The organism is Winogradskyella sp. PG-2 (assembly GCF_000828715.1).
Taxonomy (GTDB): domain Bacteria; phylum Bacteroidota; class Bacteroidia; order Flavobacteriales; family Flavobacteriaceae; genus Winogradskyella.
This window is the reverse complement of the sequence record NZ_AP014583.1, coordinates 88,778-104,650: the sequence shown is the minus strand read 5'-3', so window position 1 is coordinate 104,650 and position 15,873 is coordinate 88,778. Positions and strand designations below refer to the sequence as shown.

16 protein-coding genes are annotated in these 15,873 nt (G+C 30.5%); 6 read left to right on the top strand and 10 right to left on the bottom strand.

Annotation, left to right across the window (positions count from 1 at the left end; genetic code table 11):
• Positions 1–51: 51 nt before the first annotated feature.
• From WPG_RS00545 to WPG_RS00520, 6 genes are all read right to left on the bottom strand, one after another.
• The gene (locus tag WPG_RS00545; protein ID WP_231850229.1) at positions 52–885 is read right to left on the bottom strand and encodes a GIN domain-containing protein; all 834 of its coding nucleotides are present in this window, start codon (positions 883–885) and stop codon (positions 52–54) included.
• Between the two features lie 184 nt (positions 886–1,069).
• On the bottom strand, positions 1,070–1,798 hold the full coding sequence (locus tag WPG_RS00540) for a head GIN domain-containing protein (RefSeq protein WP_045467990.1): 729 nt from the start codon (positions 1,796–1,798) through the stop codon (positions 1,070–1,072).
• Between the two features lie 64 nt (positions 1,799–1,862).
• Positions 1,863–2,657 (bottom strand): DUF4440 domain-containing protein, encoded by a 795-nt coding sequence (locus WPG_RS17145; protein WP_084221489.1) that lies wholly within the window; start codon positions 2,655–2,657, stop codon positions 1,863–1,865.
• A gap of 84 nt (positions 2,658–2,741) precedes the next feature.
• Complete coding sequence (locus tag WPG_RS00530) at positions 2,742–4,526, bottom strand: PspC domain-containing protein (RefSeq protein ID WP_045467987.1); 1,785 nt, start codon at positions 4,524–4,526, stop codon at positions 2,742–2,744.
• Positions 4,523–4,864: a PadR family transcriptional regulator gene (locus WPG_RS00525; RefSeq protein WP_045467985.1), complete on the bottom strand. Its 342-nt coding sequence runs from the start codon at positions 4,862–4,864 to the stop codon at positions 4,523–4,525. The genes WPG_RS00530 and WPG_RS00525 overlap by 4 nt, the downstream gene beginning before the upstream one ends.
• Before the next feature lie 66 nt (positions 4,865–4,930).
• Positions 4,931–5,377, bottom strand: coding sequence for a DUF4870 domain-containing protein (locus WPG_RS00520; protein WP_045467983.1), 447 nt, complete (start codon positions 5,375–5,377; stop codon positions 4,931–4,933).
• A gap of 146 nt (positions 5,378–5,523) precedes the next feature.
• Here WPG_RS00520 and WPG_RS00515 point away from each other — a divergent pair, with 146 nt between their 5' ends.
• The 3 genes from WPG_RS00515 (at position 5,524) to WPG_RS00505 (ending at position 7,327) form a co-directional block, all read left to right on the top strand.
• Positions 5,524–5,979, top strand: a complete 456-nt coding sequence (locus tag WPG_RS00515) for a DUF4442 domain-containing protein (protein ID WP_045467980.1) — start codon at positions 5,524–5,526, stop codon at positions 5,977–5,979.
• Between the two features lie 103 nt (positions 5,980–6,082).
• A complete protein-coding gene (locus WPG_RS00510; protein ID WP_045467976.1) occupies positions 6,083–6,925 on the top strand; it encodes a TIGR00266 family protein in 843 nt (280 codons plus the stop codon).
• A gap of 204 nt (positions 6,926–7,129) precedes the next feature.
• A complete protein-coding gene (locus WPG_RS00505; RefSeq protein WP_045467974.1) occupies positions 7,130–7,327 on the top strand; it encodes a hypothetical protein in 198 nt (65 codons plus the stop codon).
• A 27-nt stretch (positions 7,328–7,354) separates the two neighbouring features.
• On the opposite strand, the gene WPG_RS00500 is transcribed toward WPG_RS00505, so the two are convergent.
• Positions 7,355–8,293, bottom strand: coding sequence for a LysR substrate-binding domain-containing protein (locus tag WPG_RS00500; protein WP_045467971.1), 939 nt, complete (start codon positions 8,291–8,293; stop codon positions 7,355–7,357).
• A 154-nt stretch (positions 8,294–8,447) separates the two neighbouring features.
• A complete protein-coding gene (locus WPG_RS00495) occupies positions 8,448–9,974 on the bottom strand; it encodes a hypothetical protein (protein ID WP_045467968.1) in 1,527 nt (508 codons plus the stop codon).
• 133 nt (positions 9,975–10,107) lie between these two features.
• On the opposite strand from WPG_RS00495, the gene WPG_RS00490 reads away from it, so the two are divergent.
• The 3 genes from WPG_RS00490 to WPG_RS00480 are packed head-to-tail and all read left to right on the top strand — an operon-like array spanning position 10,108 to position 13,903.
• A complete protein-coding gene (locus tag WPG_RS00490) occupies positions 10,108–10,620 on the top strand; it encodes an RNA polymerase sigma factor (protein ID WP_045467965.1) in 513 nt (170 codons plus the stop codon).
• Between the two features lie 59 nt (positions 10,621–10,679).
• Entirely contained in the window at positions 10,680–11,600 is a 921-nt protein-coding gene (locus tag WPG_RS00485; protein ID WP_045467961.1) for a FecR family protein, read from the top strand.
• A gap of 2 nt (positions 11,601–11,602) precedes the next feature.
• Complete coding sequence (locus WPG_RS00480) at positions 11,603–13,903, top strand: FecR domain-containing protein (RefSeq protein ID WP_084221488.1); 2,301 nt, start codon at positions 11,603–11,605, stop codon at positions 13,901–13,903.
• Between the two features lie 85 nt (positions 13,904–13,988).
• Here the strand turns inward: WPG_RS00480 and WPG_RS00475 are convergent, their stop codons facing one another.
• Together WPG_RS00475 and WPG_RS00470 are read right to left on the bottom strand one after the other, a co-directional pair.
• Positions 13,989–14,408: a DUF2141 domain-containing protein gene (locus WPG_RS00475; RefSeq protein ID WP_045467955.1), complete on the bottom strand. Its 420-nt coding sequence runs from the start codon at positions 14,406–14,408 to the stop codon at positions 13,989–13,991.
• Between the two features lie 127 nt (positions 14,409–14,535).
• Complete coding sequence (locus tag WPG_RS00470; protein WP_045467952.1) at positions 14,536–15,867, bottom strand: DUF58 domain-containing protein; 1,332 nt, start codon at positions 15,865–15,867, stop codon at positions 14,536–14,538.
• Positions 15,868–15,873: the final 6 nt, after the last annotated feature.

Here is a 15,873-nt window from a genome sequence, read left to right as displayed (position 1 = left end):
AAAAAGCCAAAGCAATGAGTTTCGGCTTTTTTATGCTTTGATTTGAAGTGTCTATTTGGGCTTCTTTTTTTGAAGTTTCGCAGTATCTTCAAATTTAGTGATAGTAATTGCTGGACTGCCATATAGGTATATTTCACTATTACCCGAAGCTGATAGAGTTATATTCTCACTTACAGCCATAGTTAAATCACTACTATCTTCTAAACTTACATCAGTTGTTTTAACGTCAAATTTTGGACTATTAAAGTTTGTAGAGTTATCTAATCTAATTATAGAATTATTTGCAGAACCTTCAATTACAGCATCCGAACGTGTATAAAGATCAAAGTCTGCTACCTTACTGTTGATTAAAGCATCTAGTTTACTATTATCACTTAATTCAACTTTAGTAGAATCTGCTGTAAGATTTAATCTTGTTTTAGATTTTCCCGAGCTTTTGTATAGAAAGTTTGTAGTCTTTATATTTAGGTATGCTCTTGAATTACCTGATGTAGTTAATGTGGCATTATTGATTTCCATAGAAGTTAGTGATCTAATTTCTCCATCACCTTTAACTTCAATGTTTTGTAGTGCATCACCATAATTTACAGTGATATTTAATTTCTTTTTTGAAGTAATGCCTACCGTTTCTACAAAAGTGAGTATACCATCAACAACATTGAATTGTATAACATCGTGTAAATTATCATCAGCCTCAACATTAACAGATGGCTTACTATTATAAACGATTTCAATTGAAAAATCCCCATCAACAACTATAGTGTCAAAATCGTCAATATACGTTTGTTTGATGGTGACATTTCTATCTCCTTTAATTTTTTCTTGAGCTATAATAGTTGGTGATACAACCATTATTAAAACTAGAATGAGTAATATTTTTTTCATGTATTATGTTTATTTCACTATAAATATGACACAAATCAACAATTTGGTCACTTTTACGGCTGTTAAACAAAGATATACAAAAACCGCCCCAAACTCAATAAAGAATTTGAAGCGGTTATTAATTGTTTGATTATTAGTTGTTTATATAATTAATTTTTTGCTATTTGTAATAAAAAAAATAACTTTATTGTGCTCTTATACTACCTGAGGAACTATCCGATTTATTAATGTTTTCTGGGTTTCCAGAATATCTTACACTTCCTCCACTAGTAGCTCTAGCTGTTAAGGCTTTATTAGTATTAATTGAAATATTTGCACCGCTAGTTGCTTTTACTTTAGAACTTTCAGCTTTTAATTTTGAAGCTCTTATATTGCTTCCGCTTGTGGCTTGAGCAGTTAATTCTTTTGTTGTTCCGTTTAATATAATGTTGCTTCCACTAGTTGAGCGGCAGTTTAAGACTTCAGTTTTAACATCTAGTCTAATATTAGCTCCACTTGTTGAGTTAAGTTCTAATTCATTTAATACTAAACCTTTAGTGTCATACACACTTCCACCACTTGTCGCTTTAATTGCGGAAATATCAGAAATGTTTAGCATTATCTTTTTTGAAGCTGCTCTTCTTATGTTTTCGTTGGTATATATGCGTAATTCACCATTTTCTACTTCAGTTATAATAAGGCCATGAAGGTTTTCATCTGCCTCAACACTTAATGAAACGGCATTAGATTGTGTAATATATAAATCTAATCCTTGGCCAACTTTAATTGTAATAAAGTCATTAGAAATATTTCTGTCTTCAGTTACAACATTTCTGTTTCCATCTACACCTTCTCCAAAATTCATTGAAAAATTGCAGGATAGCATTAATATGCTAATAATACTGGTGATAATAATTCTTGTTAATGTACTCATGATTTTTGTTTTTTGATTGATACTGAAACAAGTTCAGTACACGTTGATATAATTTTAATTGATTTTATTGTTTTTTAACTTCTTCTACGATTTTGTCATTTTCTCTTACTAGAATTTTGTTTACATTTTCTTCATCATTTCTAACAAACTCAAAGGTTAGTGGAGCCTGTGGATGTGCAAATAACGTTTCTGTTAATGCCTTTAGTTCTGTAATCATTTCTCCAGATGTAAGTAATAAGTTATCCTCTTTTATTGATATTGTAACTTTTACTGTTTTTGCTGAATAAGTACCTGTATAAGATTCTAATGTGTCTTTTGATACAGTGACTGTTTCAACAGTATTTTCTACTGCTTTTGATATATGGTTATAACTAATTACTCTTTTTAGTTTCCATTCATCATCTTCAATAATCCAGAGGTGCGAAAACAAAGCGTAATTATCTGTTTTTTCGAAATTCATAAATTCATTAGGAGAAAAGAAATGCTTGCCATTTTGTAATGCGCCATAGAGTTTTCCATTATCATACATAGGAAATACTTCTAAGCTTTCTTCAACAAGAAATCTGTAAACCTTTTCAGGATTGTTTTCTCTGCAAAGTCTATTCTTCATGGTCTTTACAAATTCTTCTTTAGAGTTTGAAATTCCGCCCTTATCGTGATAAAACTCAAGGTCGTCAAACATTAATTCTGCGCTTTTTTCAACTTTATATTTATTGAAACCTACTTTAAAAAGAATACTGTCTTTTGCTGCAAGTGTTTTAAAAAGGTCAGAGTTTTTGTCCACTTGCGCTAATGCAATACCAGAGCTCATTAAGATTCCGATACTGCACAGCAAAAGTGATTTGATTGATTGGTTCATTTTTGATTGATAATTACACTACAAATATGTGTAGCTTTTTTATTGATTTTAATTAATTGTTACTGAATTGTAGAAACAGTGTTCTCAATTGTCGTTAACTTCTAAATCAACTCCATCTTCGTCTATCTTTAAGCTAACTTCAGGCTTGTCTTCATTTGACGACAAATCTTCTGTTAAGGTTTCAATTTCTTCCACTTCTTGTTCAATCTCTTGTCTACAGTCTAGACATTCTGCATTGTCTTTCGTTATTTTATAATAATGACCACTATCTATATTATTTAGAATGTTATTGCCATAACTACTATATCTATTTCTCCAAGATCTTGAAAAGTTAGCATCTCTATAGAGAACAGTTCCTTCTGGTAAATAAAGGATTACTCTCACTTCTTGCTCACTAAATTTATTTTCAATATCTGTTTTTAAGAAGTTATCTAATACTAATGAATTGTCATTTAATCTGTATTCGTAGTTAATGTTTTCAGCACGTTTTTTAGCTCTGTCATAATTTCTACCTGTAGCTTCTTTTTCTATTGTTAAAGACGCTATAGAATCAGTAGTAGATTTAACAATATACTTAATGTTTGAAGAGACTAAACTACGTCCATTATCATCTTCGATAATTCTAAATTCTCCATTATGATTGTAGCGATAACTGTTGTAATCATCTAATTTAGAATTGCTAAGATTTATTGAGTCTCCGGCTTTTATATTTAATTCATTTTTAGTTCCAACTTTAGCGTCGAATGCATGCTCTGTTGCTTGTTTTACACCAGTAATTACAAGCCCTATAATAGCCATTAACCAAAGTCCTAATAATGTGAACTTGGCTATGTTTCCAATAGATTTTAGATTATTTACTAAAATCTTTAATCCTAAGTAAAACACAAAGAAAAATGGAATGCCAATAGCAAAGAATAATAACATTGACATTAGCCATATTGGTATGTTTGCTGCATTGGCAACATATAACAAATCCATACCAGGTAAATGTACTGCATCAGTTAATCCTACTGTAAATAAAGCAACGATTAAAGATATTAATGTACTAATACCTACAATAATAAGAATGATACCAATAAACTTTGCAAAAACTTTTAGGAAGAACATCATAATACTTCCTATAGAATCAAAGAACGTTTGAGAACTTGATTTTAGTCGATTCCCTTGTTTCTGAAAATCTACGCTTTTTACCGTCTCAGAAATATTATCTGAGACATTATCGAAACCCTCTTTAAGCTTATCTCCATGTTTTTTTAAATCGACATTTTTTAGGTTTTCTGAAACCGTATCAATACCGTCTTTAATTTTTTTTTCAATATTACTGATGTTTACAGCATCACCAGACATGGTCAGCTTTTCCGCTGTAGTTTTGGCCTCAGGTACTAAAGCCCAGAAAATGAGATAAATTAAAATAAATGTACCACCAGATCCAATAGCTAATAGTAGCCATATTAGACGTATCCAAATGGATTCTATACCAAAGTAATGTGCTAAACCTGCAGCAACACCACCTATGTATGAGTTGTCAGTGTCTCTGTAAAGTTTTTTTGTTGGCCTAGAATTTTGTCTTTGTCTAGGCTGTGGTTCATCTTCAAAAATTTCATCATCAACGATATAGTCTTCAGGTTGTCCCATAATGGTGATAACTTCATCGACTAACTTAACTCCAACGACTTGCTTTTCGTTTTGTATGCGCTCTGAGAATAACTCTGCGATACGTGCTTCTATATCAGAAATAATTTCTGAACGACCTTGAGAGTCTGTAAATGAACGTTTTATAGCCTCAAGATAGCGTGATAATTTAAGATATGCATCTTCATCTATGTGGAAGAATATACCTGCTAAATTTATATTGACTGTTTTATTCATTTCTTTGTTGTTTTTGTACTTGTTACTAAATTAACTGCATTTTGTAAGTCGCTCCAAGTGGAGTTTAGTTCTTTTAGAAACAGCTTTCCTGTTTCGGTAAGACCATAATATTTTCTGGGTGGTCCGGAAGTGGATTCTTCCCAACGGTAATTGAGTAATCCAGCATTCTTTAATCTTGTTAATAGTGGATATATAGTTCCTTCTACAACAAGCATTTTTGCGTCTTTTAGTGTGCCTAAAATTTCTGCAACATACGCATCATCATCTCTTAGAATTGATAAAATGCAATATTCTAGAACACCTTTACGCATTTGTGCTTTTGTGTTTTCTATCTTCATGTGTTATGAGTCTTTAATTCGATTAAACTGTTCATTTTTTGATTGATTATTGATGAATATTTTGATTTATTTTAAAAAATTGATTGTCAATGGATATTTATATACATTGCCATCTCTAGCTGATAAACTTGCTTTAACGATTAGAGCTAGTTCTACTATAAAAGCGATTACAGCTAAAACACCTAATCCACCACCTATATATAATAGAGGGGAAGGTTCTCCGATGTTAATGTGAAAATTATGGAAGCCATGAAAATCAATAACGTCCAAGCCTCTAAATAATTTGAATATAAAAAATGGCATACTTATCGTTCCTATAATAATAGCATATAGTAAAACACTAATCTGAAAATTGATTGCTTGTTTACCATGCTGATCTATAAATTCTGATTTTTCTTTATTTGCTGCCCATAGTACTATAGGACCTATGAAATTTCCGAATGGAATAATAAACCTTGAAAAGGTTGATAGATGTATAAAAGTAGCTAAATTTTTGTGGTGATTGTCTAACATTTTTAAAAGTATATAATAGTTTCTTATACAAATATATGTCTTTAAAAAGGTATTATGTTACGCATAGTACTAAATATTAACATTTTATTAACATTAGTTTGATTTGATTAATTCAATTATTTTAGTGGAAATTATTACTATTATATATGAATATATCACCTTCAAAGCTCAATACATTCTTAATGTTTAAGCTACCTGCAGCCTATTTTACAGGAGTGCGTACTAAACATTTAGATGATACAACTTGTATTGTTTCTGTTAAACATCGTTGGGTTAATCAAAACCCATTTAAGTCTATGTTTTGGGCAGTGCAAGGCATGGCTGCTGAGCTCACCACTGGAGCGTTGGTAATGAAAAAGACTAAAGAAAGTGGTAAGAAAGTATCTATGTTAGTGGCAAACAATAATGCGTCATTTACTAAGAAGGCTACAGGCAGGATAACATTTACTTGTAAAGAAGGTCATAAAATCGACGATGCTATTTCAAAGGCTATAGAAACAGGAGAAGGCCAAACGGTTTGGTTAAATGCTAATGGAATAAATAAAGATGGAGTAGAAGTCTCTTCTTTTAATTTTGAATGGACTCTTAAAGTTAAGGGGTAAAAGTTACTATTGCAGAGCTAAAAAGCAGAACTACTTTTTATTGTAACAAATTTTGAATTAGAACAACAGATAAGTGAATCAATCTTAAACGAAAAAAAATATTATGGAAAAATTGCCAGATTATAATGATAGAAATGCGCACGAAATAGATTATCGTATTTATGGAGAAGAAATGCAATATGTAGAAATAGAACTAGATCCTGATGAAGGTGTTATTGCTGAATCTGGTAGTTTTATGATGATGGATGATGGTATAAAAATGGACACTATTTTTGGTGATGGCTCTCAGAAGGATACAGGTTTCTTTGGTAAAATACTTGGTGCAGGAAAGCGCATTCTTACAGGGGAAAGTCTTTTTATGACTGCATTTTATAATAATCTTACTGGAAAACGGAATGTTTCTTTTGCTTCTCCATATCCTGGTAAAATTATTCCAATAGACTTAATGGAGTTTGGTGGAAAATTTATTTGTCAGAAGGATGCATTTTTATGCGCAGCTAAAGGAGTTAGTGTAGGTATTGAGTTTTCTAAAAAATTAGGTAGAGGACTTTTTGGTGGTGAAGGTTTTATTATGCAAAAGCTAGAAGGTGATGGTATGGCATTTGTTCATGCTGGAGGAACTACAGCTGTAAAAACCTTGGCCGCTGGTGAAACTTTGCGTGTAGATACAGGATGTATTATAGGATTCACTCAGAGTGTCGATTATGATATAGAGTTTGTAGGAGGAATTAGAAATTCAATATTTGGAGGTGAAGGGTTGTTTTTTGCAAGACTAGAAGGTCCTGGGAAAGTCTACATTCAATCGTTGCCATTTAGCAGATTAGCTGGTAGAGTTTTAGCATCTGTACCAAGAGGTGGAAAATCTAAAGGAGAAGGAAGTATTCTTGGAGGTCTAGGTGATTTATTAGATGGAGATAACCGTTTTAATTTTTTTGGTAACATTTAGATAGTCAGTGAATTAGGGTGTAGGAGTTCTTCATGATACTTTAGTATACTCATCGATTAATTTCAAACTTTTAACATAAATAGCTGTTAAACTTTATATTATTTTCTGATTGAAAGCGTTTTTTTTCTACCTTAGAGTCATAATTGAAATAATAGCCTATAGAAAAAATCTACTTTTCATTAAACCTAAAATTTGAAAAACCTTATGGCGAGAGCAATGTATGAGTACACTAAAATTGTACTAAACAAAGTGAGTTTTGATACGACATTATTCTGTAAAGAAGTACAAAAAGCAGTAAAACGATTACTGCCTCACGAACTAGAAGATCTCAGAATTTTTATTCAGTCCCTAATCAATCAAAACCCAGAATTAAATCAATGTTTAATTTATTTAAAAGCATAGAAAAAAGCGACTCACGAGTCGCTTTTTTTATTTTGACAAAGGACTTACAATCTCGACATTTTGAAATGCAATTGCACCACGAATAATACCTGATATAACATCGTGCATGGCATCTATAATCTGCATTTTTAATTCACTTTTGTGATAAATAATACTCACTTCTCTTGCTGGTGATGGTTCTGTGAAATGTCTAAGATTCGGATTGAGCTTTTCTCTGATATCTAAAGTATGTAAATAAGGAAGAAGCGTCATTCCCATACCTTCATTAGATAATTTAATTAAAGTTTCAATACTTCCGCTTTCTAGTTGAAAATTGTCGTCTGTTTGATTCTTAAAGGCTTTACATAAATTAATCACTCCATCTCTAAAGCAATGACCATCTTCTAAGAGTAGCATATCTTCAATGTCTAAATCTGCAACTTCAATGGTTTTTTTATCTCTTAGTCTGTGGTTATTTGGTACATAAGCTACGAAAGGCTCATAATACAAAACACGCTCTTTTATATTATCACTTTCTAAAGGCGTAGATGCTATGGCAGCATCTAAATGACCATCGCTAATACGTGTTATTATTTCTTCAGTGGTTAACTCTTCTATTTTAAGTTTTACTTTTGGATATTTCTTAATAAAATTATTTAAAAACATTGGTAAGAGCGTAGGCATCACCGTTGGGATAATTCCTAATCTAAACTCACCACCGATAAATCCTTTTTGTTGGTCTACAATATCTTGAATGCGATCGGCTTCGTTTACAATATTACGCGCTTGAAAAATAATTTTTCTACCTACATCAGTGACTTCGATAGGTTTTTTTCCGCGATCAAAAATTATGATATCTAATTCATCTTCAAGTTTCTGAATTTGAGTACTTAAAGTCGGCTGGGTTACAAAACACTTTTCTGCTGCTTTTGTGAAATTTTTATGTTCTGCTATAGCTAAAGCATATTTTAATTGTGTAATAGTCATTGATATTTATTTTGACTATAAAATTATAAAAAACAATTGAAAACACCTATGATAATTAGATGGGAAACATAAAAAAAAACCCCAGTAGTAATTTACTGAAGGCTTTTAACAATCTAACTATTAATCAACTTATATTTTATGCTATGATATTTTCTTAGTCACAATCAACTGAATAAATCTCAGCTTGGGGATATTCTATGCTTGCAATAGTTAGACCCTCTTCATCACAATCACCAATCAACCATGTATCATTATACTCAGCTTCTTCTGCATTTAAATTAATTATGTAAGCATTGTTTGCTATAAGTAAGTCCCATGTTCCAGTCGTAAGAATGTTGTTTTCAGATTGTACTGAGTATGTGCCATCAATATTGAAGTTGTAGATAAATTCATTAAAATCAATGAAATCAATTAGCCATGGACATTCTGTCAAAATATTTGATGCACCCTGTTCAGTTGAACAATCATAATTATTATCATCGTCGCCATCGTTATTGCAATCAATATAATAAATGTAAGCTTGGGGATATACAAGACTTTGCATTTCTATGTAAGCATAACCTAGGTCCGAATCACAATCAGTAACCACCCATTCATCGTTATATTCTTCTAATTCTGCGTTTAAAGTAACATAATAAGTATTATTTCCAGGGACTACATTCCATACCCCAGATGTAAGAACACTACCACCTGAATTGCCTCCAATATCTTGCAATTGATATGTACCATCACTGTTTAAGTTATAGATGAATTCATTAAAGTCAATAAAATCAATTGACCAACAATAATCGGCTAAAGTATTTGTAATGTCTTCAATTGAACAATCGATTACACCATAACCATCGCCAAAGCAATCTTCTATTACATCTTCTAGCTCATCATAGTTATTAATTGTTACTACTGTATCATTTTCAATTATAATATCTAATGGAAGTACTAAATCAATATCATGAGATCCATATGTGGCATTAAATAATTCTTCGCGAGAATTTACAGTAACGGCTGCGCCATCGTCTAAAACTATTGAAATAGGATATACAAATTCAAAACATTCACCGACACCAGATTCATAGTCTCCTTCGCATTCTTCGCTAAAATCGTCCTCAGTGAAACCATCGCATAACGCATAGCACGCATTAGGATATGAAATTGTAAATACGTCCCCATTTAAATCTGTAATATCAATACAAACAGGATCATATACTGCTGGACAAACACAATCCTCGGTCTCATCAAAATCACAGTCGTCTAATAAACTAAAAAATTCATCCTCGTCATTTATAGTCTCTATTACTAGAGCATTACTATCTTCATTATATGTCTCAACTTGAAATGGGAATGCAATTCCATTTATGAACAAATCTTCTGTTGAAGCAATTAAAATCTCTACAAGTTCTTCTAAACTATTCACTGTAGTTGTGGCACCTGTATTAAATGAAAGATCGATTGGATATACAAAATCGAAACAAAAATCAAAAACAACATCGCCTGCAGGATTCTCATCAGCTACAACATTGCCACTTGCATCAAATTGATTACTCATAAAATCTAATGTAACAGTAATAGATTCGCTTTCTTCTGTGTTTTGTTGGGGTTCAACAATAGTTTCTTCATTAGTACAAGAAGTAAATGCTAAAAGCACCATTGCAATACTAAAAATTACGAGTTTAAAATTTTTCATTTTCTTTAAATTATTTTTTTGTTAAACTATTTGTTGAGGTTAATCAGTAGTAAAACAATTCATAAAATAAAAACCCTACTTTTTTATCAAATTATTTTTTTTATAGTTTTGACGTTTCAATAAAAACAGTTTAATGTCAAAAGATAATCGTAATATATGTGAGTCAAAAACTTTTGAGGTGATCTATAAAACTTATGCCAAAGAAATAAGACGGTTTCTTTTTTATAAAACCCAAGATATTGCTGCAGCAGAAGATATATTGCAAGATGTCTTTGTGAAACTCTGGGGTAATTGCGGTAAAGTAGAATACGAAAAGGTTAAAAGTTACCTTTATACAATAGCTAATAATATGTTTTTAAATGAAAAGAAACATGAGAAGGTAGTTATGAAGTATAACAAGCACAACGTGAAATCTGCTACGAATGAATCACCAGAATATATTATGCTAGAAAAAGAGTTTATGGAAAAGTTAGAAACTACAATTGCTAGTTTGCCGGAAAAACAGCGTGAAGTTTTTTTAATGAATAGAATTGAAAAGAAAAAATATAAAGAGATTGCCCAACATCTAGATATTAGTATGAAGGCTGTAGAAAAACGAATGCATCAAGCTTTGGTTATAATGCGCAAGGAAATAGGGAATGTTTAAAAAAATAAAACTTAAAGTAGGGTTTTTTACTTTTGAGTTGTAATAGTTTATATAACAGTATGAAAACATTTAATACAAATAAAGATTTAGATATTTTTTTAGCCAAGTGGTTAGAAGGTGAGCTTTCAGATAATGAATTAAAAAATCTGGTGAGCGAAGACGACTTCTCTGCTTACTTAAAGTTAAGAAAAGGGATAGATATTGCTGAGAAATTAGATGCTCCTATAACGACTACATTCGAAAAAATTCAGAATAAAATAGATGATAGAAAACAAAAAGTAAGACCACTTTATAAGAATTGGTCAGTTGGTATAGCCGCTTCTATTATTGTACTATTTGGATTATTTATGTTTTTAGATAATGACAAAGTTAGTATTGAAACTGGTTTTGGTGAACGTAAATCCTTTGTGCTTTTAGATGGTTCTGAAGTTATCTTAAATTCTAAATCTCAAATTACATACGACGAAGATAATTGGAATAAAGAGCGTACACTTAATCTTAAAGGTGAAGCCTATTTTAAAGTGGCCAAAGGAGAAGCCTTTACTGTAAATACAGATAATGGGTCAGTTACTGTTCTTGGTACTCAATTTAATGTTAACGCTACAAACGACTTTTTTGATGTGGTTTGTTACGAAGGTAAAGTAAGTGTAAGCACAAATTCTTCTGCGCATATTTTGTTGCCAACGCATAGCGTTAGAAAAATAAATGGTGATCCATCAGAATCTTCAACTACTCAACTTTTAAAACCGACATGGATTAATGGCGAGAGTACATTTAAAAGTATACCAATTAAATATGTAATTACTGCTCTAGAAGATCAATACAATATTAAAATTGATTCAGAATCTATTGATGATACAACGATTTTCTCTGGTAGTTTTCCTCACAATAACCTCAATAATGCTTTAATAACTGTTTTTGAAGCACTACACATAAAGTTTAAAGAAAAAGAAAAACGTAACATTAAACTGAGATATTAAAGATGAGGTTAATCTATATCTGTGTCTTAATGTTACTCCCATTATCAGCCTTTTCGCAAGAAGAGGCTTTTTACATTGAATTTGATGATGTGCCAATCATGTATGCTTTTACTGAAGTAGAAAACGTATATGATGTATTGTTTTCTTATAAGGATGATGATTTAAAAGGGAAACGTTTTTCAATAAAAAGAGAAAAAAGAACGCTAGTAGAATTTTTAGATTTATTTAAGAAGTTAACACAGCTGAATTATAAGATTTTAAATAATCGTTATATTATTATTAATGAAGTCTCACAAGAAACTATAGACCTAAATGCATTAGATAAAGTAATTGTTCGAAGTTATTTAGCAGAAGGAATTGAAAAAAATAAAAACGGATCCTTTAATTTGTTCCCTTATAAACTGGGAATATTGCCAGGACTCACAGAGCCAGATGTATTAGAGAGTATTCAGTTATTACCTGGTGTTTTAAGCCCTAATGAAACAGCTACAGGTTTTTTTGTTAGAGGTGGGGCTTCAGATCAAAACCGACTGATTTGGGATGGTATAAATATCTATCACAAAGGGCATCTTTTTGGTATGATTTCGCCATTAAATCCAAATGTAACTTCAAAAATTAAATTTATAAACAAAGGCTCTCATGCTAGATATGGCGAACGTTTATCTAGTGTTATAGACATGTCTTCTAACTCTAATATTTCTAAAACTGTAAAAGCTGAGTTAGGTTTTAATGGAGTTAATGGTGATGCACTATTAGAAATTCCTATTATTAAAGATAAAATGAATATTCAAGCTTCATTGAGGAGAAGTCACGTTGATGTCTTAGAAACATTTACATTTAATCAGTTAGCAGATAAAGTATTTGAAAGTACTAAGATTAATGGTTCTGAAAATGAAAATAATGATTTTTCATTTTTAGATTATAATGTTAAACTAAATTTTAGACCAAATAAAAATAATAGCATGTACGCAAGTATTATTTCAATAGACAATCAATTAGATTATATGGTAAATGACACTAGTAATAATCGCATGTTTAATGATAAGTTAGTAACGAGTAATATTGGATATGGTTTAGGTTGGAAACGCAATTGGAATCAAAAAATAACACAAACTACTACTGCATTTTTTTCTGATTATAAATTGAATTATAATTTCGTTACAAGAGAGAATAACGAACAAGTATCAGATTTTGAAAAACGCAATACCATATTTGATTCTGGTATATCATCAGAAGTAAATATTGATTTAAAAAAAGAAAATTCTATAGCTTTTGGTTATCAATATACACTTAAAGATGTTGCTTATGCATTTTTAAATACAACAAACTTAATTTTTGTTTTAGATACAGAAGATAGTACAGTACAAACCCATAGTGTTTATGGTAATTACGACTATAAAAATTCAAAATTATTTGATTTTGCTGTAGGCTTACGAAGCACTTATTTTAAAGAGCTAGATGCCATAAGATTTGAACCTAGATTGGTATTATATAAATCTATACTTTCTAATTTAATGTTTCAGGTTACAGGTGAAATTAAAAATCAGATTATTAGCGAAATTGATGAAACTATTTTAAGTGATTTATCTCTGCAAAATAGAGTTTGGAGATTGGCAGATGGAAATTCATTTCCCATAATTAATAGTCAACATGTATCAGGTGGATTCATATACAAACTCAAGGGATTTAGTATAGATATTGATACTTATTATAAAAAATTGAAAAATATTACAGCACTATCACTTGGCTTTTTAAATCCTGACAATAGTAGCTTTAATATTGGCAACCAGAATATTTTTGGTGTCGATCTTTTTATGAAAAAGCAATTTAGTAGATTCAATTCATGGTTGAGTTATTCTTTTAATAGATCAAAAAGTAAGTTTAAAAATCTTAATGCTAATAATGAGTTTACTTCCAAATCTAATATTAGCCATGCTGTATCCGTGGCATTAAGTTATAGACTTAATGATTTTCAATTGGCTTTGGGATGGAAGTGGCAGACTGGAAAACCATATACCATTACTGAAGAAAATGGTAATAATTTAGAATTTAATAGTGGTATAAATACTGGTGAACTGCCAATTTATCATCGTTTAGATTTTTCTTCAACATATAATTTTTACTTTTCTAAGCACAATAAATTAAGAGGTAAAGTAGGATTTTCATTAAGAAATATATACAATAGAAAAAATATAATTAGTAGAGAGTATAGAGGTAATAATAGTACGGGGGATACTATTGAATTATTAGAAAAATATTCTTTAGGTATTACGCCAAATCTTATGTTAAGATTATATTGGTAGATTTAGCCCTTAATTGATTTCAAAAGACTGAGCAATTCATAATTGAATATACTCAGTCTTTGATTTTTTAAATAGATTATTGGAATTAAAACCTGATATTTAGCTCTAAATCTTTAGCTTCTACTTTAAATTTAGCATCACCATACTGAGGTGGACCAAAAGACATTACATTATTAGACATTCCATAAGACTCTAATGGCATGCCATTATCCTGAAAATCCATTCTTTGGTTTTCATTTTCATCGTGTAAAGCCATAATTGCGTACTCTCCAGGTAATACATTTTCAAAAGTAATAGTCACTTTTCCGTCTTTTATTTTAGTTTCAGCATCAATGATACCTTTCCCTTTCATAAATGTTTCAGAGGTGTGTAAGGACATTAATACGTTTCCTTTATCGTTTTTTACGTTATCTATAGTTACAGTTATTGTAACCCCTTTATCTTCTTGAGAAAAGCTAAATACTGAAGTCAAAACTAAGGCAATTGTTAAAATTAAATTTTTCATGATGATTTTTGTTTTAATGGTTATTTGTTTTTTGATGATTCAAATATCCTATAAAAGCTCACGCTAAAAAAATTGTACTTACCGAATTGTAATTTTAATAGGATGAATTGTATTTAGTTATTCTAGCTTAAAGCATTCCTCTAGCTTTTATCTCTAAGTATTTATTTATAGTATTAATAGTCAATTTTTCAGGTGGAGTTAAAATCGCTTGTATACCATGTTTCTGAAGTTCCTTAACCATTAATCGTTTTTCAAATGCGAATTTTTCTGCAATAGTTTTGTGGTAAATAGACTGTAAGTCTTCAGCATTTTCTTCAATTATAGTTTCTAATTCGATATTTTCAAAAAGTACAACAACAAGCATGTGCTTTTTTGAAATTGCTTGTAAATAAGGCATCTGCCTTTTCAGAGCACTAAGATGTTCAAAATTTGTGTATAGTAGGAGTAAACTACGATGTGTTACTTTTCGTTTTAATTGCGCATAGAGAAGTCCAAAATCACTATCATTAAATTGAGTATCAATATTATATAAGGTTTCTAAAATACGATTGAGGTAAGTCAGTTTGTGTATCGCTGGTAAGAAAGATTCTATTTTCTTAGAGAAAGATAGTAGACCTACTTTATCATGTTTCTTTAAAGCTACATTACTAAATGCTAAAGCAGAATTAATGGCATAATCTAAAAGCTTTAAACCATTAAAAGGCATCTTCATTACACGACCAGTATCTACAATAGAATAGATGGGCTGAGACTTTTCATCTTGGTATTGATTGACCATTAATTGTGCTCGCTTTGCAGTAGCTTTCCAATTTACAGTTCTAAAATCATCGCCTTGTACATACTCTTTTATTTGTTCAAATTCTGAAGTATTACCAATACGTCTAATCTTTTTTAACCCAACTTGTGTTAATGCATTACTAATGGCGAGAAAATCGTATTTCTGCATCTGAATTATTGATGGGTAGACCATCACCATTTGCTCATTCTGAAATTTATATTTTCGTTTAATAATTTTCAGTGGTGAGGATACAAAAATATTTAAATGACCAAAATAATATTCACCTCTATCAACTGGTCTTACCATATAATCAAAATCATGATTTTGACTTGGATTTAATATTGTCTTGTATGCAAAATCACGTTTTTGGAATTGAATAGGTAATTCATCTATTACATCAATATAGGCTTTGAAGTTATACTTATTTGCAATTGTAATTGGAACCGGGTTATTATCACTATTTGAAAATTTATCTGGCAAAATTCTCCTGCCGTTAATAGCATTTTTTGGTTGATAGAGTAGAAGTAAATCGATAAATAAAACAACGATTATAATTATTGATAAAATCGTTGCAAAAGAAAATAATGCTGGTAACCAATACGATAATAAAAAGCATACTGAAGCCACTGCTAAATAAATATATAGCTGTTGGTGAATATATAATGACTTAATAAACTTCATATAAGT